This is a genomic window from Magnetococcus marinus MC-1, assembly GCF_000014865.1.
Lineage (GTDB): Bacteria > Pseudomonadota > Magnetococcia > Magnetococcales > Magnetococcaceae > Magnetococcus > Magnetococcus marinus.
The window spans coordinates 1,981,557-2,002,815 of the sequence record NC_008576.1 but is presented as its reverse complement, the minus strand read 5'-3'; the positions used below and the strand labels follow the sequence as shown (position 1 = coordinate 2,002,815).

Annotated in this window: 12 protein-coding genes; 8 read left to right on the top strand and 4 right to left on the bottom strand. The window is 56.2% G+C overall.

Annotation, left to right across the window (positions count from 1 at the left end):
- Position 1 precedes the first annotated feature (1 nt).
- Complete coding sequence (locus tag MMC1_RS19885) at positions 2-4,435, top strand: DNA translocase FtsK (RefSeq protein ID WP_011713272.1); 4,434 nt, start codon at positions 2-4, stop codon at positions 4,433-4,435.
- Between the two features lie 304 nt (positions 4,436-4,739).
- Entirely contained in the window at positions 4,740-5,249 is a 510-nt protein-coding gene (locus MMC1_RS08225; protein WP_011713271.1) for a hypothetical protein, read from the top strand.
- A 418-nt stretch (positions 5,250-5,667) separates the two neighbouring features.
- Here MMC1_RS08225 and MMC1_RS08220 read toward each other — a convergent pair whose 3' ends face one another.
- From MMC1_RS08220 to recA, 4 genes are all read right to left on the bottom strand, one after another.
- Complete coding sequence (locus tag MMC1_RS08220; protein ID WP_011713270.1) at positions 5,668-7,053, bottom strand: TRAP transporter large permease; 1,386 nt, start codon at positions 7,051-7,053, stop codon at positions 5,668-5,670.
- Positions 7,053-7,595 (bottom strand): TRAP transporter small permease subunit, encoded by a 543-nt coding sequence (locus tag MMC1_RS08215; protein ID WP_011713269.1) that lies wholly within the window; start codon positions 7,593-7,595, stop codon positions 7,053-7,055. Before MMC1_RS08215 ends, MMC1_RS08220 begins: the two co-directional genes overlap by 1 nt.
- A 48-nt stretch (positions 7,596-7,643) precedes the next feature.
- The gene (gene parC / locus MMC1_RS08210) at positions 7,644-9,908 is read right to left on the bottom strand and encodes a DNA topoisomerase IV subunit A (protein ID WP_011713268.1); all 2,265 of its coding nucleotides are present in this window, start codon (positions 9,906-9,908) and stop codon (positions 7,644-7,646) included.
- A 137-nt stretch (positions 9,909-10,045) separates the two neighbouring features.
- Positions 10,046-11,191: a recombinase RecA gene (recA, locus tag MMC1_RS08205; RefSeq protein ID WP_227665308.1), complete on the bottom strand. Its 1,146-nt coding sequence runs from the start codon at positions 11,189-11,191 to the stop codon at positions 10,046-10,048.
- Between the two features lie 240 nt (positions 11,192-11,431).
- Here recA and MMC1_RS08200 point away from each other — a divergent pair, with 240 nt between their 5' ends.
- The 6 genes from MMC1_RS08200 (at position 11,432) to MMC1_RS08175 (ending at position 20,812) form a co-directional block, all read left to right on the top strand.
- The gene (locus MMC1_RS08200; RefSeq protein ID WP_011713266.1) at positions 11,432-12,469 is read left to right on the top strand and encodes a type IV pilus twitching motility protein PilT; all 1,038 of its coding nucleotides are present in this window, start codon (positions 11,432-11,434) and stop codon (positions 12,467-12,469) included.
- Between the two features lie 16 nt (positions 12,470-12,485).
- Positions 12,486-13,103: a FlgO family outer membrane protein gene (locus MMC1_RS19880; RefSeq protein WP_011713265.1), complete on the top strand. Its 618-nt coding sequence runs from the start codon at positions 12,486-12,488 to the stop codon at positions 13,101-13,103.
- Positions 13,103-13,687 carry a FlgO family outer membrane protein gene (locus tag MMC1_RS08190; RefSeq protein WP_011713264.1) on the top strand — a complete coding sequence of 195 codons (585 nt, stop codon included), beginning with the start codon at positions 13,103-13,105 and terminating at the stop codon, positions 13,685-13,687. The genes MMC1_RS19880 and MMC1_RS08190 overlap by 1 nt, the downstream gene beginning before the upstream one ends.
- A gap of 173 nt (positions 13,688-13,860) precedes the next feature.
- Positions 13,861-14,739, top strand: coding sequence for a 3-hydroxy-5-phosphonooxypentane-2,4-dione thiolase (lsrF, locus tag MMC1_RS08185; RefSeq protein WP_011713263.1), 879 nt, complete (start codon positions 13,861-13,863; stop codon positions 14,737-14,739).
- Between the two features lie 87 nt (positions 14,740-14,826).
- A complete protein-coding gene (locus MMC1_RS08180) occupies positions 14,827-16,899 on the top strand; it encodes a bifunctional aldolase/short-chain dehydrogenase (RefSeq protein WP_011713262.1) in 2,073 nt (690 codons plus the stop codon).
- A 142-nt stretch (positions 16,900-17,041) separates the two neighbouring features.
- A complete protein-coding gene (locus MMC1_RS08175; protein WP_011713261.1) occupies positions 17,042-20,812 on the top strand; it encodes a helicase associated domain-containing protein in 3,771 nt (1,256 codons plus the stop codon).
- Positions 20,813-21,259 lie beyond the last annotated feature (447 nt).

Genomic DNA, 21,259 nt, shown 5'->3' with positions numbered 1-21,259 from the left:
CGTGGCATCTACGCGAGGCAAGCAGCGCAATCGCGTCAAAGGATCTGACGCTGTCAAGGATGACAAGAGAGAGGCCCAATACCGTGAGGGAACGGGCATTGTATTGGCGTGCGCCACGGCTTTTCTTACTCTAAGTCTGGCTTCATATCATCGAGCCGACCCATCGTTTAACCATACCAACCCCATGCCCGCACAAAATTTAGCCGGGCAAGCGGGTGCCTATCTTTCCGATGTGATGTTTCAAACCCTGGGCTGGTCGGCGCTGTTGGTGCCCCTGTTTATGGCCATTTTGGGTTTACGCATGTTCCGACAGCCGCCCTTTTATCTGCCGTGGCATCGCGTAATCGCGCTGCCGATTTTTCTTGCCTCGCTCTGCGCCCTGATGAGCCTTGTCTTTCCAACCCTGCCGCTGAACGAGGGGCTACCCGCTGGACATGGGGGTTGGCTGGGTATTGTGACAGGCCGGGTGATGTACTACACCTTTGGCGCTTGGGGGTCGGTGGGGATATTGGTGGTGCTTGCCATCATTAGTTTTCTGCTCACCACCCATTTATCCGTCACCCAACTACTGGCTAGGTGGGCGCTGTGGCAGGATGAACGGGAGATGCACCAAGAGCAGGTTGATCAAAAATCCCAAGCCAAAGAGCGCCTTTTGGGTCATGTGGCAGAGCTTGGCAGCAACCCGGTACACAGCGGCCATATTGCTGAGGATCCCTTGGCAGACGAACGCGACATACCGGGCGCTGTTACCCAGTTAGGGGAGCGGGTTGGGCAGCGCCTCAGCCATGGGTGGGCACGCCTGTTACAGTGGGCCAGCCTGCTTACCCAGCTGGGCCGTTTACGTCGGCGTATGCAGTTAAATAGCCTTAAAAAGCATGCTCAGGATGAGATGCATAGCCGCGTAAAGAAACCGGTGATGGCACACATTCTGCGCAAGCCTGCCCGCAATGAGGATGCCGCTATGGCGGCCATGGCGGCGGTGGATGTGGATGCGCCTTTTACCAGCGCAGCGGAAGATGGCCGTCAGGAGCCCAGTTTTGAGGCGTTTTCTCCAGAGCTTACCCAGCAAGAGCCTCATTTTGACGATGAGCCTTGGCATGAGCCCACCGAACAGTTAAATCAAAACCTCTCTCAAGCCTTGGCGGAGGCCACGCTGCATGGTGGTGCGCATGACCAGCCACCTCCAACAGCGGAGAATGCCCTTTTAAGGAGCTTGGCTGATCTGGTGGGCGAGCAGCCCCCCTATGAATGTGACGCCAAACCTGCCACACCAGCCAGACCTACGGTGTCGTTGGATTGGGCACCGGCGGATGATCATGACGATTTTGAGCCGCAAGGGGGTTGGCATGACTTTGCCCAACAGGAGAAGGATCTGGAGGAACTGGAGGAACTGGAGGATGAGGATGAAGAGCGGGAGGAGGAGAGCCTACTCGACCCCTTAGCCGAGAGTATTGCCCGTCAATTGGCCCTCAAAGGGCTGCCCGAGGGGCACGCCATCGCCAGTGGTGAGGCAGAGGTGATGGATCCGGAACTTGATTTGGCGGATTTGACACAAGCCCAAGATCCCACGTTATCCTCCCTGGCACAAGCTATTGCGCAGCGCGGTTTATTGCAGGAACCCACGCCACCGGAGATGCCCCATTTAGATGCGCATGCCTTGGCTCAATTGCAAGAATCCGATGATGAAACAACGCCAGCTGCGACGCTGCTGGTGGACCCCAATGATCAGGTCAATCCCTTGCAAGAAGCCGAGTTAACCATTGCCGAAGCGGTAGCCTTAGCCGAAGCCACGGGGGATATGCATGAGGGGCCGGTTGGGGATATTGTGGTGGAAGATCCTGCCAATGGGGATCAACAGCCCGTACCCAACATTATTGCAGCCGCTCGTCAGGTTGCAGAAAAGCTCCATCCTGTCTTTCAAGGGGATACAAGCAGCTTGGATACGCCAAGAGAGGCTGCTCCTGAGCTACCCCCTACGCCACCGCCCCCCGCTGTGGATCCTTTACAAGCCAAAGAGGCGCGTATTTTACAAACGCTCAAGGCGAACCACGGCGCGTCCACGCTGCCCCCGTTAGCGAGGGATTTTTCCGCCACAGAGAGCCTATCAAGCCAGGAATATTCCGACCCTAGGCCAACCGCAGAAGCTGGGTCCGATGATGCGGATGCCGCCCTTCCAGAGAGTGGACAGGATGGTGCGGATAACGCCTTGATGGCGGCCTCACTACTCCAAGCGGCCCCTACCCCGGCGGCGGCGGCCCTCACCGCCATGGCCAGCATGGGCGAGAGCCTCTCCTCTGATTTGGATGGAGAAGAGGAATTCTGGCCAGATGTGCAATCGTACGAAGCATTTGAACCAAGCCAGACCGAGCCCACCACGCCCCATGATGTCATAGAGCCAGAGGCCGACGTGGTGGCAGCCGGTATCTCAGCCCCCATAGCCGAAAATTTCCCTACGGCTCCCGAGGTAGAGCGCTTCTTAGATCACCCCCCCGTGATTGATCGTGCCTTTGAGACCGCGCCCATCACGGATGGCTTTCATACAGCCCCCATGGCTGAGGCCGCTTTACAGGCCAGCCCCATGACACAGACAGAAGCTTTTGCCGAAAATCCTATGACGGCAAACACGTTTAATCAGCCCCCACTCATGGAGCCCCCTGCTGCGTCCGCTCCCGAGCTGGAAGACGAGGTTTTTGCCCAGCCCGCTCCCGAGCTGGAAGACGAGGTTTTTGCCCAGCCCACCCCTACGGATGGCTCCATTGAGGCTCTCCCTATGGCGCCGGAGGAGGCGCCCTTTGCCCAGGCTTCCATGGCTGAGGTTACGCTTCAAGCCCCTCCGCGCTCTGCACCTGTTGCCGCTGTGCCAACCTCTACAGCCCCCCCCTTACCGCCGGAACAGCGTTATATTTTGCCGGACATTGCCATGCTGCAACTGCCCGACCCCACGGCGCATGTGGTGGATGAGTCGGCGCTGAATGCCAAGGCACGGCAGTTGGAGGCGGTGTTGGGGCACTTTAAGGTTAAGGGGCAGATTATTGATTATCACCCTGGTCCGGTGGTGACCACCTATGAATTAGACCCCGCTCCCGGCTTAAAATCTTCCAAGGTAGTAGGCATTGCCGACGATCTGGCACGTTCTATTTCGGCGCTGTCGGTGCGGGTGGTGGGTAACATTCCCGGTAAAAGCGTGATTGGCATTGAGGTACCCAACGAGGTACGCGAAACGGTCTATCTGCGCGAAGTGCTGCAATGCAAGGCGTTTCAAGAGAACAAAGCCCCCCTGACCGTCGCCTTAGGCTCGGATATTGAGGGGGAGCCCGTGGTGGCCAACCTTGCCAAGATGCCCCACCTCTTGGTGGCGGGTACCACCGGTTCGGGTAAATCGGTGGCAGTGAACGCCATGATCTGCTCTATCCTGTTTAATGCCCGGCCCGATGAGGTGCGTTTCCTCATGGTGGACCCCAAGATGCTGGAGCTCTCCATTTACGAAGGGATTCCTCACCTGCTGGCCCCGGTGGTGACAGATGTGAGCAAATCGGCCACATTGCTCAAGTGGGCGGTGCATGAGATGGAGGAGCGCTACCGGTTAATGTCGGAGATTGGCGTTCGTAATTTGGCGGGCTTCAATGAAAAGATGGATCAGATGCTGGCCAGCGGCGAGCAACCCACCCGCCGTGTGAAGGTGGGCTTTGATCCCGAAACCGGGGCCCCAGTGGAGCGGGACGAGCCCATTCCACTCAAGAAAAAACCGCTGATTGTTATCGTTATTGATGAGCTGGCGGACCTGATGATCCAGGTTGGTAAAGAGGTGGAACCGGCCATTGCCCGTTTGGCACAGATGGCACGGGCGGCGGGTCTGCATCTTATTTTGGCCACGCAGCGCCCCTCGGTGGATGTTATCACCGGTCTGATTAAGGCCAACTTTCCCACCCGTTTGGCCTTTCAGGTCTCCTCGCGCATTGATTCGCGCACCATTTTGGACGCCATGGGGGCCGACCGTCTGTTGGGCATGGGGGATGGCCTCTACCTGCCGCCGGGCACCTCGCACCTACAGCGCATCCACGCCCCCTTTGTAGCCGATGGCGAGGTGCATGCTTTGGTCAAACATTGGAAACAGTTTGGCAGCCCCGACTATGACGATAACATTCTGATTCCCCGTGATGAGGATGATGGTGATGCCCTTGGTGACATGGGTATGGAGATGGGCTCCGCAGGCGGTAACTTGGCCGATTATGACGAATTTTATGATCAGGCTGCGCAGTTGGTGGTGCGGCAGCGGCGGGTTAGTACCAGTATGATCCAGCGTCACTTTAAGATCGGTTATAACCGCGCGGCCCGTATTGTGGAGCAGATGGAAGAGGATGGATTGGTCTCCCCCACCAACCACCAAGGCAAGCGCGAGGTATTGGCCCCCGAACAGCCGAGCATGGATTATTAAGGCGCAATCCCCCTGGCCGCCTCCCATGCTAGGGCTTGTTGCTTAAAGCGGCTCATGCATAGGATCAGGGTGCGTGAACAATCGGCATAGCCATTGCTAACCCAATAAAATTTAGTTTCTTTTTGCATATATACAGACACCTTTATATAAGGTTTTTTGTGCCCTTTGCTTTTTCTATTCCCACTTGAACATAAGAACGTCATAATATAGGGCGAGTGAGGCGCAGTTAATCATTGAGGGTTTGCTGGGTATTCAGCCATAGGACAGGGCAACCGAGCAGCAAACGCGTAAAGGGAAATTAACCATGAAAAGTGGCGAAAAAAAGTTCACGGGCCGTATTGGCGAACTGTTGAAAGCGTTTGAAGATCGGCATAAGAACGATGGCGTGCTCTATACCGATATTGATAAGCTGCAAGAGCGCATTGAAAACTGGAAACAGCTTACCGATGTTATCAGCCACATGTGCTACCTTATGGCCGATACGGTCGAGAGTCGTGGTTTCGCCTGTTCGGCGTTTCACCATCCCACCTTTCACCCGGATACTCGTCAAACCTACAGCAGCCAGATCACGCTGCAAGCCTCCCGCGTTCAGCTAAACAGCTATCCTCGTTTTCAACGCGAGGTTATCCGCGAAAAAACCCTGGAAAAGGCCGACCGTTTGATGTTTGAAGAGGCCATTCTTGATGGCAAAATGTGGGTGCATATGTGGATTGATGATCAAGCGGAAGAGCCCCGCGAATTCAAGCTCTCCAAGATTACCGAAGAGGTGGTGGAAGAGATTTTGATCGACTTTTTAAACAAGGTCTATCGCTAATCTCGCCCCTCTGGATTAACCATGCCCGCCACACAGACGCCCCCATGTTACCAACATGGGGGCGTCTGGCATATGGCGCGGACTCTCTACCGGAACATCCCACGGATAATAATCTGCCATCCGCGTGATAGGGGGTTGCGTGAATGGGCAGATGGATCGACGTCGCGATCAAGCATCACAGATTTTATGGCGATTGGAATGCGGCTTTTTGCGGCACTCAGTATACCGTGGGTGGCCGCTATTGCTGTGCAGCTGCCGCCCTTGCCAATAATTCTTGCATCCGTTGCGATTCTTTTTGTGCTTCTGCCAGGCAAGCGGATACACGTCACATCCCGGGCTTATGCTGCTCCTGCCAAGAATCGCCGCCATGGATAACCCTTTTTATTGACAACCGGGGGTTGCCCCCCCAATACCTTTGTTACTCGCCATAAACCAGCCTCGGCAACCATGTCGCCAGATTGGGCCACTGTGCCAGCGCGGCTAAAGCCAGCATCTGAAGGGCAATAAAGGGCAACACCCCTCGATAGATCTGTAGCGTAGAGAGCTGCGCAGGGGCCACCCCCCGTAGATAAAAGAGCGAAAAGCCAAAGGGCGGGGTTAAAAACGAGGTTTGTAAATTGATGGCGATCATCACCCCCAACCAGATGGGGTCAAACCCCATCATGAGCAAAATGGGGCCAACGATGGGCACCACCACAAAGGTGATCTCGATAAAATCAATAAAAAAGCCCAACACAAACATAAGCAGCATCACAGCCAGCATCGCCCCAAACTTACCACCGGGTAGATCCTGTAGCAGCTCTGCGACCAGCTGATCGCCACCAAAACCCCGAAAAACCAGGGAAAAGAGGGTTGCCCCCACAAAGATTAAAAAGACCATACTGGTGACACGGGTGGTGCCTTGCATAACCCTTTGCAGGGTTTGCAGGGTGAGCTGTTTTTGCAGGGCCGCCAACAGCAAGGCCCCCATGGCCCCCACCGAGGCCGCTTCGGTCGGCGTCGCCAGCCCGCCAAGGATAGAGCCCAGCACCGCCAGGATTAAAAACAGTGGTGGTACCAGCACCTTGAATACCTGCAAAACCAGCGCCCGCCCTTTTAAGGTGCGCTCTTGCGCGGGGATTGCGGGTACCGCCTCGGGCCGCCGCCAAGCCAGCCACAGCAGATAAAGGATATAGAACCCCACCAGCATTAAACCGGGAATCAACGCCCCCACAAACAGATCCCCCACCGAGATGGTGCGGGGGGAGTAGCTGCCCATTTGCAGTTGCGCCTGTTGATAGGAGGCCGAGATCACATCCCCCAGCAGCACCAAGACAATGGAGGGGGGGATAATTTGCCCCAAGGTACCCGAGGCGCAGATGGTACCCGCCGCCACAGCGGGATCATAGTTGCGTCGCAGCATGGTTGGCAGCGAGAGCAGACCCATGGTCACGACGGTCGCCCCCACAATGCCGGTACTAGCGGCCATCAGCATGCCCACCAGGGTGACAGAGATACCCAAGCCCCCCCGCAATGGGCCAAACAGCATGGCCATGGTATCCAGCAGCTGTTCGGCCACCCGGGAGCGTTCCAGCACCATACCCATAAAGATAAACAGCGGTACGGCAATCAGCGTATCGTTGGTCATAATGCCGAACAGGCGGTTGGGCATAAAGGCCAGATCGCTTAGATCGTAAAGGTCAAGTAGAGATCCCCCCCACGCAAATAGCAGCGCGGTTCCCCCTAGCGCAAAAGCCACGGGATAACCCGACAGCAGCACCACACAGACCCCAGCAAACATGTAGAGCGCGGCATACGCTTCCATTATGCCCCCTCCTGTTCATGGATCTCTTCGGTTAGGCCCGGCACTTCGTGTCCCCGGAGAATAAGCAGCGCTTTGCCGACCTGGGCCAACCCTTGCACCATCATCAAAGCGGGCATGATCAGCAATACAGATTTAAGCAGCCACACCCCATCCAAGCCGCCCGCCTCGTGAGAACCCTCGAAGATTGACCAGGATGCCGCCACATAGTCAAAGCTTATCAACAGCAAAAAGATCATCAAGGGCAGCAGCAGCAGCAGGGTCCCCAGCAGGTTGACCCACGCCTTGGCCTTGGCAGAGCGGGGTCGGTAAAAAAGATCCACCCGCACATGACCATCGTGACGCAGGGTATAACCGGCTCCCAACATAAAGAGCATGCCGTGCATGTAGGTAATGGACTCCTGCATGGCGATGGATCCCTGGTTGAACAGGTAGCGCAATACCACCACCACAACGGTCATGATCACCATGGCCAAGGTTAGCCAAGCGACGCCCCGCCCTACCCGTTCATTGATGCGGTCCAATCTCTGTAACCAGACGATCATGCTACAGCCCTTATGCCATACCGATGTTTGCTCAACACGGTGGTGTGGTCAGTCGTCAAACAGTTCACCTGTCAGTCCCTTACCCGCCTTCAGCGGCGAGGCCCCAGTACCGGCGAACACCGCCCCGCTCAAAAAGCCGTGGGGCAGCATCGCGCCCCGTCCGGCGCGGTTGCCATGCCACTGATCATAATCGGTGACATGTTTGGTCTTTTTGCCCGAATCCAACACAAAGCCCTCTTCATCGGTAAAGGTGGTGACATCCACCACCACCTCATCCGCACCCAATTTTTGCACCCGCACCCCTTTGCCTTTGGCCATCAAGGGGAATTGTTCAATGGGGAAGATCAACAAGCGGCGACTGCGGCTGATGGAGCCCACCCAAGGACCCTTAACTGGGTGCAGATGCAGCGGTTGGTCGCCACTTTTGAGGGTAATCAACTGTTTGCCTTTGCGCTGGTTGGCGATGAGATCCACCCCTTTAACGCGGAAACCCTGGCCCAGACGGGTAATCAGCAGATACTCCTGTTCTGGATCCACCGGCAACGCCCACAGCACCCGATCCCCCCCATCCAGATCAAACATACTGGTCAACGGTTCACCAAACCCTTTGCCTGCGGGCAGGTTGCTGGCCAAAATGGTAAACAGCTTGCCGCTCTGGCTAATAAACGAGACCGACTGATTGGTGTAGCAGGGGAAAGATCGCAGCAGCAGATCATCCCCTTTAAAGCGCAGCACCTCGGTGTTTACATCGTGGCCTTTGTTGGCTTTAACCCAACCCATTTGGGAGAGGATGACCGAGATGGGCTCTTTCTCCACAAAATCTTCGGGGCGCACATGCACATCCTCTACCGAGCCACAAATCTCGGTGCGGCGCACATCGGCAAACTCTTTGCGGGTCGCTTTTAGTTCGTCACGAATCGCTTTCCACATGATTTTATCATCGGCCAACATCGCCTCCAGCAGGTCGGCTCGGGCCTGCAACTCCTCCATCTCCTTCCGAATTTTCATCTCTTCAAGCTTGCGCAAATTGCGCAAACGCATGTTCAGAATCGCCTCGGCCTGAATCTCATCCAGGGAAAAACGCGCCATCAACACCGGTGCGGGATCATCATTCTTTTTGATGATCTCGATCACCTCATCAATATTCAGATGGACGATGAGGAACGCCTGTAACAGGTGCAACCGCTCACGGATTTTTTTCAGTTCATAACTGGCCCGGCGGGTATGTACCACAAAGCGGTGGTCCAACCAGTGGCGCAGGATGCCTTTAAGGTCCAACACCTCGGGCCGGTGCCCCCCCACAATCACGTTTAGGTTAAAGCTGGCGCGGGATTCCAGATCCGAATGTTTAAACAAAAAATGCATGATTAATTCAGGGTCCAGCGTGCGGGCGCGAGGCTCCAGCACAATACGCAGATTTTCGTCAGACTCATCCCGCACATTGGTTAAAAAGGGACATTTTCGGTCGATAACCAGTTGCGCGATGCGCTCAATCAGGCGAGATTTTTGCACCTGATAAGGAATTTCCGTCACCACGATCTGCCACAAACCCCGCCCCAGATCCTCCACCGCCCAGCGTGCCCGCAGACGTAGACTCCCCCGCCCTTCGCTGTAGACCTCCAACCGTTCAGCATGATCGGCCATCAAAATGCCGCCGGTGGGAAAATCGGGGGCGGGCAGGTGTTGCATGAGCTCTTCAATGCTACAATTTGGTTTGCTGATAAGCAGCAGGCAGGCGTCCAGAATCTCCCCCACATTATGGGGGGGCACATTGGTAGACATGCCCACCGCAATGCCCGATGAGCCGTTGGCCAGCAGGTTGGGGAAACGGGCCGGCAGCACCACCGGCTCTTCCATGGAGCCATCATAGGTGGGCATAAAGTCCACCGTATCCATCTCCAAATCTTCCAGCAGCGCTTTGGCCACACTGGTCAGGCGGGCTTCGGTATAGCGCATGGCAGCGGCGCTATCGCCATCAATATTGCCAAAGTTGCCCTGCCCATCCACCAAGGGATAGCGCACCGCAAACTCTTGCGCCAACCGCACCATGGCGTCGTAAGCAGCTTGGTCACCGTGGGGGTGATATTTACCGATCACATCCCCCACCACCCGTGCCGATTTTTTATAGGGGCTGTTGGGGTCCAGGCGTAGCGCGCGCATGGCAAATAGAATGCGCCGATGTACCGGTTTTAAGCCATCCCGCACATCGGGCAGGGAACGGCTGATAATGGTGGAGAGGGCATAAGCCAGATAGCGGCTCTCCAGCTCCTCACGCAGGTTACATGGATCGATCTGTTCAAAGGTATTGGACATAAGGCGCTGTATCTGCAAGATCCATTGAAGGGTGACAACCAAACAGGTAGACGAAGAGAAACATCGCCCACAGATTTTTAATCAACCGCTGTACCGACTGGCACAGCGGTTGATCCCATAACATAGGGTGCTAAGGGTTAGGCATCGTCGGCAAAGCTATCTTCGGTTGAATCCTCTTCGGCTGCGGCGGCTTTGGCTGCTCTCGACGAGCCTTTGGCAGAGGAACCACTCTTGGGGCTGGGCACGCCTTTGGTTTCGGTTGCGGGGCTTTGGCCCGCACCATGTTTAGCGCTTAAGCCCTCTTTAAGACGGATTTGATCTTCCAGTTTCATGGCTGCACTGGGGTTTTCTGCCATGTAGCGTTTGGCATTTTCTCGGCCTTGGCCGATGCGCTCACCGTCATAGGAGTACCAAGCGCCGGACTTTTCGACCACGCCCATCTCCACGCCCATATCCAGCAGTTCGCCATGCAGAGAGACCCCCTGTCCATAGGTGATATCAAATTCGCACTGGCGGAAGGGAGGGGCCATTTTATTTTTTACCACTTTGACGCGGGTGCGGTTGCCCACCACCTCTTCTTTATCCTTAATGGAGCCAATGCGGCGAATATCCAGACGTACCGAGGCATAGAACTTGAGGGCATTCCCCCCGGTGGTGGTCTCTGGGCTACCAAACATGACACCGATTTTCATACGGATCTGGTTAATAAACAGCACCAATGAGCTCGACCGGCTAATGCTACCGGTTAATTTGCGCAGCGCTTGGGACATCAGACGGGCTTGTAGACCCACGTGAGAGTCCCCCATCTCCCCTTCCAACTCGGCCCGTGGCGTCAGCGCCGCCACCGAGTCCACCACCACCAAGTCCACCGCGCCAGAGCGTACCAGCATATCGGTAATTTCCAGGGCCTGTTCCCCGGTATCGGGCTGGGAGATGATCAGCTCATCCACATTGACACCCAACTTGCGCGCATAGATAGGATCCAGTGCATGCTCGGCATCGACGAAAGCGGCCACCCCACCCACTTTCTGAATTTCTGCGGCCACATGCAGGGCCATGGTGGTTTTGCCGGAGGATTCTGGTCCATACACTTCGACAATACGGCCACGGGGCAGGCCGCCCACACCCAAGGCAATATCCAAGCCGAGGGAACCGGTGGAGACCACAGGAATATCGGTCGCGGCACCTTCGCTCATGCGCATGATGCTGCCTTTACCAAACTGACGTTCAATTTGAGCCAGCGCGGCATCCAGTGCTTTGCTCTTATCTTTATCCAAAGCCATAATGTTTCCTTTTGATGGCAGTCGCATCGCGATGATCCCATGGGGGCGACCCACGCGGGCAGGGTCACACCCTTTCGCAAAATGAAACACCCTTTATACAAAAATTTGCCTCTTAAAGCCACGGTTGCTGCATCGAAAGAGCGACAATTGCCCGCTGCGGTGCGGGGGTGTACCATCGTCAGGCACCGGATTTGCAAATCACCCTGGCAACCCCTTTTACTTGCGCGAGGATCATCACCCATGGAACTGAACGATCTGCTCACTTTTATCGTCCAGAATGGCGGCTCAGATCTCCACCTCTCTGCCGGGCTGCCCCCCATGGTGCGGATTGATGGGGATGTGCGGCGCATCGACGTACCCACCCAATCCAGTGACGATGTGCTGGCTATGCTGCACGGTATTATGAACGATGTGCAGAAACAGAGCTTTACCGAAACCCATGAATCCGACTTTTCATTTGCGTTGGAGGGGGTTGCCCGTTTTCGCGTCAACGCCTTCATGCAGCAACGGGGGGTGAGCGCGGTACTGCGGACCATTCCTTCCGAGGTGCTCACCCTGGAACAGCTGGGTGCCCCTGAGATTTTTAAGGAGATTGCCGCCACCCCACGGGGCATTGTATTGGTCACGGGCCCCACCGGTTCGGGCAAATCCACCACACTGGCGGCTATGGTGGATTATAAAAACAGTACCGATTATGGGCACATTCTCACGGTGGAAGACCCCATCGAATTTGTACACCAGTCAAAAAAGAGTCTGGTTAGCCAACGCGAGGTGCATCGCGATACCCTAAGTTTCACCAACGCCCTCCGGGCTGCCCTACGGGAAGATCCCGACACCATCTTGGTTGGGGAGATGCGGGATTTGGAGACCATTCGTCTGGCTCTAACCGCCGCCGAGACCGGTCACTTGGTGTTTGGTACCCTGCATACCAGCTCCGCGCCCAAGACGGTGGATCGTATTGTGGACGCCTTTCCTGCTGCGGAAAAAGATATGATCCGCACCATGTTATCCGAATCCCTTAAAGCGGTGATCTCGCAAGTGCTGTTAAAAAAACGCGGCGGTGGGCGGGTTGCGGTACACGAAATTATGCTCGGCACGGGTGCCATTAAAAACCTGATTCGGGAGAATCAGGTTGCCCAGATGTACTCATCCATTCAAACAGGCCGCAAGCTAGGCATGCAAACTTTGGAACAAGGTTTGCAAGAGTGCATACAGAAGGGTCTCATCACCCGCGAGCAGGCCTACGAAAAGGCCAACGTCAAAGACCAGTTCAAATAAAAACGGATAGGGTACCATGAAAAAACGACTCGCTGGCCTCTCCCTGGGTCTGCTGGCACTAAGTACGGCGCTGAGTGGCTGTAATATTGTGCTGCAAGCTCCCCCTCCCCCGCCACCGGTGGCGGTTCAATTAATGTCCGCCCCCGCTGAGGTCGATTTGGTAGGCATGAGCCACCAAATTGCTGACGCTTTGATTGCGGAGCTGCGTAAGAACCACCCTTCTTACCACCGCTCTAAGCCGATTTTGGTCACCAGTTTTGTGCATCGTAGCAATCTGGACAGCACCTCTGAACTGGGGCTCTTGATTGCCGATCACATTGCCTCACGCATTACCCAGCAGGGTTATGCGGTGCTGGAGCCTAAGCTGCGTCAAGATCTGGCGATTCGCATGCAGCAGGGTGAGTTTATTCTCTCTCGTGACATTGAAAAGCTCTCTGCCGAGTATAAGGCTTATGCGGTTGTCACCGGCACCTATACCCGTGGCCGTACCGAGTTGGATTTTACCACCCGCATGATACGGGTCAACAACCGTCAGGTATTGGCCTCGGTGGATGCCAAATTGCCCTTGAGTCCCAATACAGAGGATCTGCTGCTTGAGACGGGCGGCCCCTCACTGTCGGTGGTAGACCGCTAATGACTACCTTCGTCAAAGGGTTGGCCGTCACCCTATTGACGGCGGCTTTGCTCTCTGGTTGTGCGGAAGCCCGTTATCCGGACACCTATCCGCTGATCTCCACCCCCAGCGAACAGGGTAGCCCGCAAGAGACCCAGCTCCTTACCACTGCCTATGGGGCGGCGGATGCCATGATTGCCAATTTGGCCAATCGGTTTCCCCAGCGTTTTCCCATTGTTGCGGGCAGTTTTGTTGACAATGACGATCTGACCAAAACCAGCTCATTGGGGCGATTGGTCAGCCAGCAGATGACCGCACGTTTCACCCAGGCCGGTTACACCGTTACCCAGATGAATTTGCGTACCGATCTGTTGATGAAACCCAAAGAGGGGCAGTTTGTCCTGACCCGTGAATTGGACAAGATTTATAAAGAGACCCGCGCTGAGGCTATCTTTGCCGGCACCTATACGGTGGCTCGCAACCGGGTTTTCTTTAACGTGCAGCTGATCCGCATGAAAGACCGGGCCACTTTGGGGGCCCAGGATTTCAGTGTGCCTATTTCCAGCAATGTTCGGGTTCTGCTTAACCCCAACAGCCGCATGTAACACCCGCTCTATCCGTTTATGGTAACTCCCAGCCCCGCCCTTTGTTGGCGGGGTTTTTTTTATCTTGGGTCGGCACCGATTGTCTGTCGGTTGGGGCTTCTGCTACACTGCGGGGGTTTATAGACCGAGGCAACCATACAACCCCTTTTAATGCGATTAGGAGCATGGTGATCATGGCTGATAGCGATGGCGTGCAGGAGAGCAAAAACTACCATCTAAACATACCCCAGATCAATCCGCAGACCACCCTCAAAGGGTGCAACAGCTTGGATTGGGGCATGAAAAACCGTCTCTCTAAAATCTTCCGCCCCGAAACCGGGCGTACGGTCATGCTGGCGGTGGATCACGGCTATTTCATGGGGCCGACTACGGGTCTGGAGCGTATTGATGTTGACATTGTGCCGCTGCTCCCCTGGGCGGACACCCTTATGTGTACCCGTGGTGTGTTGCGCAGCATGACCCCCCCCAGCTACACCAACGGCGTGGTTTTGCGTGCCAGTGGCGGCCCGAGCATTCTGAAAGAGCTGTCGGATGAAGAGATTGCGGTCAATATGGAAGATGCCCTGCGTCTCAACGTGGCGGCGGTTGCGGTGCAGGTCTTTATTGGTGGGGAGTTTGAGACCCGCTCCATCCACAACCTAACCCGTTTGATTGATGCCGGCAACCGTTATGGCATGCCGGTGCTGGGGGTTACGGCGGTGGGCAAGGAGCTTACACGGGATGCCAAATATATGCGCTTAGCAACCCGCATCCTTGCCGAGCTGGGTGCCACTTATGTCAAAACCTACTATGTGGAAGAGGATTTTGAGACGGTGACGGCGGCCTGTCCGGTACCCATTGTCATTGCGGGGGGCAAAAAACAGCCGGAGCTGGATGCGCTGACCATGGCCTATAATGCCATTCAACAGGGGGCTTCTGGGGTGGACATGGGGCGTAATATTTTTCAGTCTGACGCCCCTACCGCCATGATTCAGGCGGTCAACAAAGTGGTGCATGAAGAGATGAAACCCAAGGAGGCTTTTGCCCTCTACCAGGAACTAAAAAACCGTTAAATGCACCTGATTAGGCTGGGGAGTCTCCCTCCCCAGCCACCCCTTGTAGGCAATCCTGACCACCCTCCTTTCAATAAAGTGACTGCCATGCAGAATCTCTGGTCCGAGCGTGACGCCGCCCAACTGTCAACCACCTATGCCCCCAGTGTTGGAGAAGCCCTGGCGCTGCGCACCTACAGCAGCCATCTATTGGGTAGCGAACTTGCTTTGGTACGACATGGCGGGGGCAACACCTCGGTTAAAGTCGAAGGTCAGGATCTGTTCGGCAATACCCGCTCTATTTTGCACATCAAGGGCTCGGGGCGAGACCTAGCAACCTTACAGCCGCGTGACCACGTGGCCATGGATCTGGAATCCCTCAAGGCACTGCGTCATCTGCCTCACCTTGCAACCGAACAGATGCGCAATCAATTGGCCCAGCTACGTCTACATCATGACGACCCCATGCCCAGCATCGAAACCCTGCTGCATGCTTGGCTACCAGCCACCTACGTTGACCATACCCATGCCGAGGCCATCCTGGCCCTCACCAATCGGCAGGACGGTGAACAGGTGGTACGTCAAGCGCTAGGGGATGCACTCCTCATTGTGCCCTATATGCACCCCGGTTTTGAGCTGGCGGTGGCGGCCCTGGACGCCTTTGACCAACATCCCCAGGCTATAGGTATGGTGCTTATGGGCCATGGTTTAGTGACCTGGGCAGAGCATGCCCAAGCCAGCTACAACCGCACCCTTGAACTGGTCACACGAGCTGAACAGTGGATTGCCCGCCAAGCCAGCCACGCCACCCCTCTGAGCGTGGATGTGGCGCAGGCTCAGCGTACTTATACCGCACTTGCCCCCAAACTGCGGGGCTTACTCAGCCCACCACAGAGCAATCGCGCCTTCCCTCGGCAACGCACCATTATCACCCCCATTATCCACCACGACATGCTGCAAGCCTTGGCCGCAGAGGGGGCCGAGGCGCTACTTACTACCCCCCCCATCACCTCAGATTATGTGCTCCGCATGAAACCCTGGCCCCTGTGGCTGGACAACCTGGAACAGGCCGAGGCACGCATCGCAGCCTTTCAGCAACGCTATACGGCCTATCTCCACACCCATGGGGGAGCACAGCCACCCACGCCGCAACATGCCCTGCCCCATGTGGTTTTTATACCCGGTGTAGGTGCCCTATGTGTGGCTCAAACGTTACAGGAGTCGGCAATTTTAGCCGACCTAACCGAGCAAAATGTGCGCGTTAAGCAGGCGGTTAAAGCCAGTGGCGGCACCTATAACCCCTTATCAGAACAGGCTTGTTTTGATATGGAATATTTCCTGCTTCAACGGGATAAAGTGGCGACCCCCACGGCCCTACCGCTCACCGGTAGCACCGCTGTTGTTACCGGGGCGGCGGGGGCCATTGGTTCGGGCATCGTGCGCCATTTGCTGGACTTGGGGGCCTGTGTGGCGGCCACCGATCTGGCCGGGGCCGCCTTAGAGAGTTTGATCACGGAGTTAAAACCCCAGTATGGCAAGCGGCTGTTGGGCATCCCCATGGATGTCACCGCGCCGACAGCCATACAGCAGGGTTGGGAGCGCATCATCACCCATTGGGGCGGGGTGGATCTGCTGGTGATCAACGCCGGTTTGGCCCACGTCGCACCCCTGGCGCAGTTGGAGATGGATAAATTCACCCTGCTGCATAAGGTAAATGTTGAGGGCACCCTTAATCTGCTGAAACAGGCGGCTCACCACTACGAAAACATGCAGATGGGGGGGGATATTGTGCTTATCTCCACCAAAAATGTGTTTGCCCCAGGGGCCAGTTTTGGTGCCTATAGCGCCACCAAGGCGGCCAGCCATCAACTGGCCCGTATTGCCTCTTTGGAGTTGGCGGGTATCGGGGTGCGGGTCAACATGGTGGCCCCGGATGCGGTCTTTTCTGATGGCCAGCGCGCCTCGGGTCTATGGGCCACGGTGGGGCCGGATCGCATGAAAGCACGGGGGTTGGATCAAGCGGGCTTAGAGGCGTATTACCGCAATCGCAACCTGTTAAAAGAAAAGATTACCGCAGAGGATGTGGCCCATGCTGTGGCCTACTTTGCGACCCGGCAATCCCCCACCACGGGGGCGACGCTACCGGTGGATGGCGGTCTGCCCGACGCCACCCCAAGATAATCCGTTTCAGCCCGAGGAGCCTCTGGTTGTTGCGGCATAAAGGGATACAAATCCCTACCTTTTATTCCAGGTCGCAACGACCGGTTACTTGGAGAATCGAGCCCTTTTATGGGGCTTGTTTATCCTGTTGAGCAAGGGTGCCATGGGTAACATCATTCCATCACGTCTGATTACGCTGGTCGAGCACGGTCTGTTCGACAATTTGCACACCTTTTCCGAGCTGGAGGCACGCTTTGGCGCGGTGGAGGATATCACCCTGCGCCATGAGTGGATGGCCTGTCTGCTGCACGGTTTGCTGGCCACGGGTCGGCTGCTGCGCATGACCGGTTTTCAGCTCTGGCGGGATCTACCCGAGCACCTGCGCGAGCAGATGGGGCTGCACCACAACAGCGACAATCCCTTCCAAGCCATTTATAAATCTCCCGAAGGGGGACTGCATGCGGTGGGGGCACTGTTTAGTGAAAATCGCGCCCCCATCACCCCTAAGCTGCTTGCCCCCTTTGCCGAGGCACAACCGGCCACCTTGCGGCGGGTATTAATCACCAATGCCAATGCTCTACCCAATAAGGTAATGGGGCAGGCCCCTTGGTTTGCGGTGCGTGGCCACGATCTGGATCAACTGACCCATGCTGATTTTGTGGCCCTGCGTCAATGGTTACGCAGTGGCCGTAGCGAGCCCCAACGCCATCAACCGGCCCCAGCTTTGGTGGCCTTGGCCAAAGAGAGCCTACAGGGATTACAGGCCAACCGCCGCCGCACGGTGGTGCTGCCCCCCAGTGGACTGACCGAATCGCTCCTGCTTACCTATCTGGAGGGGTTACAGGCCCCCGCCACGGTTACGGTTGCGGTGAGTGGGGGTTTGGCGCGACTGGGCAAGCTCTGGCGTCACTTAAATCGCCACGCCAGTTCGCTCTCCCTCAGCGTATTCCCGTTTCAACCGGAGGCGTCTCTGCGAGGTTCCAGCGACCGTCCCAAGCTCAACCCGTGGGAGCTGCCCTTTGCGCTCTATGATGAGCCTGCTGCGGTGGAGCGCTTTAGCCAGTGGCGTTTCCACGGCATCAAACTTTACCTCACCACCCCCGAGGGTTTACCCAAGTTAGAGGCGTTGTTACAGGGCAACCTGCCCATACTGCGCATGATTACCGATGCGCATAAGTTGGCGGGCAAGCGGCAGAGCCGTTATCCCTATTTATTTGAGGAGTTGGGGGATTTTGAGCCTGCCCGACAGGAGCCCCCTACCCTATTTTTGACCCACGCGCCAGAGCCCAAACAGGCGGGGCGGTTAAGCCCAGAGGGAGACCCCAAACCCCTCTACAGCATGGAGAGCGGCCAATTTGGCCCCCAGGTGATGCCGCTGGAGTATCGGGCTGCGGTGGAGCGCCAGTTGGCGCGTCCTTATCAGCTGCACTTGCCGTTGATTTTTATGCCCACGCCCACCGATGGACTCTCGCGGGAGGAGCATCTCAGCAGCGCCCAGTGGCGGGGCATCAAGAGTGTGTTAAACCGGCTGCGTCCCCATCGGGTGTTAAGCACCCATGTGAGCAGCAGTGCTGCGCAACAGTTTTATACACTACCGGGCCGACAGGAGCCCGATGCCCTGCGAGAAGGCTATGTGGTGCGCTGCTTTGATGGCAAATGGGCGGCCCACAAGCGGGAGAGCCAGTGGAACACCCTACAAGCGGACCCGCCCATGTTGTTGGCCCATAGCAGCTGTTTGACCAAGGGGGAGACCTGCCCACCGGTCGACGCGCTGTTACTGGTTCCACAACTGGAGGATAAGCTGGATCTGTTGGATGCCCTGCAACCGCTGTTGCGTCCCACTTTAACGGGGGGCACCCCCACGGCACATATTATTCTGCCTTTGGTGTTTCACCGTGGTTTTGATGCCCACGGGCGGGTCGCTGGTGAACCCTTTGGGCTCTCTGACCTGCAAAGCCTGCTCATGGCCTTAAAGGGTATGGATAGCCGGTTGGAGGCGTGTCTGCATGAGATTCGCCTACGCCAAGGTATGACCGGCACGCTGGATATTGCGCCGTTGTGGCAGAGTATTGAAGTAACCGGCCATGGTGTGGATGGGGCTGATTTTAAAGCCCGTTTTGGCGCTACTTTGGTAGAGGCCCTGGGTGGTCAGTGGGAGTGTATGCTGGGGGCCTTTGCCAGCCAAGCCAAACGGCTGCCGCCGCAGACCCCCTTTTCTACTGAGGATGACGCACTGGATAGCTGGGTTAAGCGCCAGCGCAAGGCCCAAGAGTTGGGCGCTTTACCAAAAGCGCGCCACCAAGCTTTGTCGGCGGTGGGGTTTGATTGGGACCCTGACGAAACCCAATGGCAGCTCATGTACCGCCATTTATCGGAGTTTAAGCAGCAGCATGGGCATGATGATGTGCCAGAGCCGTGGCAAGCCCAACCAGAGCTGCCGGGTTGGGTGCGCAAGCAGCGCCGTGATGGATTTATTGACAAACTCGCCGACCGCCACCGTGCCCAACTGGAGGCCCTTCATTTTGTGTGGGATCTCAAGTTGGCCCAGTGGCAGGAGATGTTTGAACAGTTGCGATCATTCAAACAAAACTATGGGCATGACCGGGTACCCGAAGGGCCCCCCGGCAACAGCCGTCTGCACCGTTGGTGCAGTGATCAACGCAAACTCTATGGGGCGGGCAAGTTAGAACCGGACCAGGTGATGCAGCTTGAACAGCTCCATTTTGTATGGGATCTGGAGGAGCAAGATTGGCAGATCATGCTGGCCAAACTGAAAGATTTCCTAGACCTATTCCCCGGCCAGGAGCCCGATGCTGAACAGCAGCAAGAGCTGTATAGTTGGAGTGATAGCCAGCGCAAGCTGCACCAAAAGCAAAAGCTTGCGGAGCATCGCTGGCGGGCGTTGCAGCGCATTGGCTTTGACTGGGACCCTGCGTTAACCCACTGGTGGCGCATGTTGGATCAAGCCATCGCCTATCAGCGGGAGCATGGCCACATCTATCTGGATAAAGAGGATGCCACGCAGCCGCAGTTGGCCCAGTGGCTGTTTGAGCAGCGTAAATTGGGCAATAAACAGAGTTTACCGCCCGATCAATTTGCGGCTCTGAGTGCGGTGGGCATGCAGTGGGACCAAAAGCAGCATGATTGGCACGCTATGCGGGTGGCTTTGGTGGAGTATCACAGGCAGCGCCGCCACTGTCATGTGCCTAAGGGTTGGTCAGAAAATCCCGCCTTGGCCAAGTGGGTAGTGGCCCAACGCAGCGCGCGCAAAAAAGAGCAGTTGAGCGCCGAGCAGGTGGCACAACTGGATGAATTGGGCTTTATTTGGGATGCCCAAGAGCTCTATTGGGAGCAGATGTTTATTCAGTTGGTGGAGTTTCACACCCTATTTGGTCACTGCAATGTGCCGGATGATTATGAGGCCGACAGTGAACTGGCATGGTGGGTCGAGGCCCAACGCAAAAGCTTTAAGGCGAGCAGCTTGGGCGAGGAGCGCGGCCAGCGGCTGGATGAGTTGGGCTTTGTCTGGGACCCCCAACGGTTAATTTGGGAATCCAGTTACGAAGCGCTGAAGGCGTTTCACGCGCGGGAGGGGCACTCAACCATTCCCATCAACGATGCCCAGCAACCCACCTTAGCGCGTTGGGTACAGCAGCAGCGGGCGGCGGGCAATAAAAATCTGCTCAGCCCTGAGCTCATGGCTCTATTGGATGAACTGGACTTTATCTGGGAGATCAAGCAGGCTCAGGCCGAAGAGTTGTTTCAGGCACTGCGCCAATTTAAACAGCAGCATGGTCACTGTGATGTCCCGGTGGCGTGGGCGGGTAATGCGCAGTTGGGTCTATGGGTACAGTTTCAGCGCCAGACTTACCAGGATGGCAAGATGGACCAAAAACGTTTCGACCGACTCAACGAGCTCGGTTTCCGCTGGTAAAAGCAGGTGACAAGAGCAGGCAAGGGGCGGGGTCTCCTTGCCTGCCTGCATCACGATCTACCCGCGCCACAATCGACCGGAGCTAGGCCCATACCTAGCAAGTCAATCCTTGCCTGGACAACGCGCCGCGCACACGCCCCCCCTCCTTGGCACACCCTTTACAAGGGAATGCGAGCCAACCAAGACAAAAAAAGTTTGATCTGCCAATAAAACATGCTACAACGGTTGACGTTTCCCTGGAAAATAGCTTTCTTAACCACAAGAAAAATTGGAAAAACATGCGCATATTTACGCGATTTGCGCAAAAAGGTTTTATATACACGCTGTGTTATATCTAAAAAAAACGTCCAAAAGCTAGATTCCAGCGCGTTGATTAGTCTTCCCTAATGGAAACAATGATGGCATTATGTGGCAAAATTATGACCCGCAATCGCGGCGTCAATATAG